3 protein-coding genes are annotated in these 3128 nt (G+C 65.2%); all 3 read right to left on the bottom strand.

Annotation, left to right across the window (positions count from 1 at the left end):
* Positions 1-238: 238 nt before the first annotated feature.
* The gene (locus CHEJ32_RS25935; protein WP_051469879.1) at positions 239-1018 is read right to left on the bottom strand and encodes a hypothetical protein; all 780 of its coding nucleotides are present in this window, start codon (positions 1016-1018) and stop codon (positions 239-241) included.
* The gene (locus CHEJ32_RS0123180) at positions 1018-2829 is read right to left on the bottom strand and encodes an ATP-binding protein (RefSeq protein ID WP_028035893.1); all 1812 of its coding nucleotides are present in this window, start codon (positions 2827-2829) and stop codon (positions 1018-1020) included. Before CHEJ32_RS0123180 ends, CHEJ32_RS25935 begins: the two co-directional genes overlap by 1 nt.
* Positions 2829-3128: hypothetical protein (locus CHEJ32_RS27520; protein WP_028035894.1), on the bottom strand; the 300-nt coding region annotated here is incomplete at its 5' end. The genes CHEJ32_RS0123180 and CHEJ32_RS27520, both read right to left, overlap by 1 nt.

Consider the following 3128-nt stretch of genomic DNA (forward strand, 5'->3'; position numbering starts at 1 on the left):
GTCCGAACTCTGAATCGAAACAGCACACATTTTTCCGATGTGCCCGCAACCCGAGACGACATGCCCGCCGGTCATTTCGCGTTCAGCGGGGTGCGAGCACGGTGAATCCCACGCGCCTGCTGAACGTCACCTGCCGTAAATGGCGATCTCGGCTTTGAACGCATTCTGACCCTGCTCTCGCGCCGCAATATCCGGAACGGCAATCGGCAGCGTCCAGGGTGATCCGCGCTTTGCCTCCTCACGCATGCGGGCCGGCATCGGGAATCATCAAACGCGGTTTGATTGCCGCGATAAGGGCTTCGAGCTCGCCACCCTCGAGCGTGTCCGCGACAAGCAGGGTTTCGGCCACTGTTTCCAGAGGCGCGCGGTTCGCCTCGATCAGAGCGCGCGCCCGGTCATAAGCCGCTGCAAGGCGGGCATCGACCTGCCTGGCGATTTCAGGCTGGTAGCAAAGCAATGCAGACCGGTCGGACGGGGGCCTGTAAAGAAGCGGCAAGCTGCGGCCATAGCCGAACGCCAGTTCCATACGCGCGGCAAGCTCCGTCGCCCGCGCCAGATCACTCTCCTGCCCGTTTCCGGAGCCGGCAAGGGCCGAACCGATGACCCCCTCCTCGGCGGCGCGACCGGCCAGAAGCACGACCAGGCTGCAGGTAAGCCCTTCTTCGTTTTCGGCAAACGGCAGCATTTCCGTCTGGACATATCCGGAGCCGGAGGGGCCATCGATGGTGATCATGCGGATGCGGCCAAGCCGATACACCAGCCGCGCGATGGCATGGCCCGCCTCATGAACGGCCATGTGGCGACGCAGTTCTTCCGGTTGTTTCGGCCTGCGGGCGGCAAGGAGCGCCTCAAGATCGTCCCAGGACAGCGGCCGGCCTGCCCGACGCGCTTTTTGCCGCGCCTGGCGAATGACCCGCTCGACATCGGCGCCGCTCATGCCATTGGCCCTGAGGGCCAGCCGCCGCAGAACAGACGCAGCCGCATCATGGCTGCCGGAACCGGGATTGTCATGCATCATCAAGCCTCCTGCTTCAGAATGGAGGGCGTCGCTGCGTCCAAAAACGCCTCCGGGCTGCTGGCGACAAGCGAATGAAGGTCCTCCGTCTTGAGGTGATGCCGAAAGATGCCGATCAGGGCTTCTGTGTCGGGCAGCGGGATCGCAATGTGGTTCTCCATCCGTCCGGACCGCAACAGCGCCGGATCGATCGCTGCCGGATTGTTGGTCGCCCCCACAACGATCACGCCGTTCGTTCGCGACGCCCCGTCCAGAAGCTCCAGCAGGCGGTTGACCACGGTGGTCCAGTACTCGTCATGGTCGCGCGAACGGCCACGCCGGCCGATCCCATCGAATTCGTCGATGAACAGGATTGCCGGTGCATGGCCCTCGGCCTCGGCAAAGGCACGCCTCATGCGCCGCACCACATCGCCGAGATAGCCGGGTTCCAGCCAGGTGGCGACCGAGGTGGCGATGAGCGGGATCTGCAGCGTGTTGCAGAGCGCGCGAGCAAAACTCGTCTTTCCCGTTCCCGGCGGACCGGACAGCAGAAGTTTGGTGTTCATCTCCTCCCAGCCAAGCCTCCCTTGCTGCCAAAGGGCAAGATCGGCCTTCAGATCAAGCGCCCAGTCGCGGGCCGCCCCGAAGCCGGAGAGGGACTCAACGCGCAGGATTCCGGGATCGGTGTCTGGATGCGCAGGCATATCGACCGTCGCTTCTTCCGCGATCTTCACCGGCTGAATCAGCGTGCTGCCGGTTGTTTTATCGCGTGCACCGTCCTTCCTCCTGCTCCAGCCCTCCGCTTCCTTGTCCTCTATGTTCCCGGCCGATCCACCTTGTCCCAAAGCGTGTCTTTCCTTGGCCAGGCGCGCCAGAAGCGTGATTGCCTGGGCCGCTGTCCTGCCGGGGCGGATGGCAAGGGCAAGATCGGCGAGCCCCAGCCGTGAACAGTCGCACGCAATTTCCGTTTCCGCAGCCGCCTCGCCGAGAACGGCCGTGATGGTGCCGGCGACGATCCGTGGCGTCAGCGCCCCACAATCAATGACAAGCGCTGCGGCTTCTTCCAGCAAAGGCGGCAGTTTCCCTTTCTCCTCGGCCAGCCCGAGAATGGGAAGGCCGGTTTCTGCCGCCAGCCCCAGCTTTCGGGCCGCCTCATCTGCGTCATGATCGGCGCAGCGCGCGCTGGCAAAAACGATCATCCGCAGATCGCCCGAACCGCTGAAGCGGGGCGGGTGCCTGCGCTGCAGCTGAAACCCATCCGAGATCTCCATGGAGCGCGGAAGAATGAGGCCCTGCATCATCAGTCCGAGCATCTTGTCCTCGAAGCCGCTGACCTGAGCCGTCACGGCCAGAATGGGGGAGAGCGGGCGCAGTCGGGCGAGCACCGCTGCGAGCGTCATCCCCGTGCGTGCCACGCCTTGCGCCAGAAGCAGGACCACGGCAACATCAGCCGGCCGCAGGGGCGGAGCCAGACGCCGCACGAGCCGTAGAAGCTCCGGGATCGGCGGAGGGGGGTTCCCTGCTGCCTTCTTGTCTCTCTCTTTCCGCCCCGTCCTCACCCCCGTGATGCCATCGTCTGGAAAGGGCAGCGCAAAACTGCAGTCCCCGAACGGGTCGCCGAGGCCGAAATCGCCCTTGTGCTGGGCGAGCCGGCGAGCGACCGCGGACGGCGGCAGCCCCTCCAGCACAGGTCCCGGCACGAAGACTGCCGGGGCTCCGGCGCTCTCCCCCGAGGCGGTTGCAAGAATTCCCGCCTCGAGCGCATTGCCGATCGCCTCCTTATGCTTCTCGCGTTGCAGCCGCCGCACGAGATGGGTCGCCAGCCGTTCGTCCATCAGAGCGATACCCTTCCGCTTCCGTCTGCGGCGGCTTTGTCCGGCGACGGCGTCCTGGTAGACTCGGTGCCGACATCCGGACCACCACGGTCATCGCCCGAAGCGGACCGGCGCACCAGACCACTTTCGGCAACCCAGCTGCGCACGGAAATGCAGGCGGCGTCGCCCCGATCGGCATGGAAGTCCAGAAGCGCAAGGATGGGACGCGGCATCGGCACGCTGTGCCGCTGCGCGAAGCGGGCAAAGCGCAGAGCAAGCGCCACCGCCTTTGCCGGATCCGCGAAGGCGGGGAAGAAGAA

The organism is Chelativorans sp. J32 (genome assembly GCF_000518985.1).
Taxonomy (GTDB): Bacteria; Pseudomonadota; Alphaproteobacteria; order Rhizobiales; family Rhizobiaceae; genus Chelativorans.

What these genes read in the sequence shown, in the direction of transcription:
- CHEJ32_RS25935 (WP_051469879.1), bottom strand. Translation starts at nt 1,018, where the DNA reads ATGATGCATGACAATCCCGGTTCCGGCAGCCATGATGCGGCTGCGTCT.
- CHEJ32_RS0123180 (WP_028035893.1), bottom strand. Translation starts at nt 2,829, where the DNA reads ATGGACGAACGGCTGGCGACCCATCTCGTGCGGCGGCTGCAACGCGAG.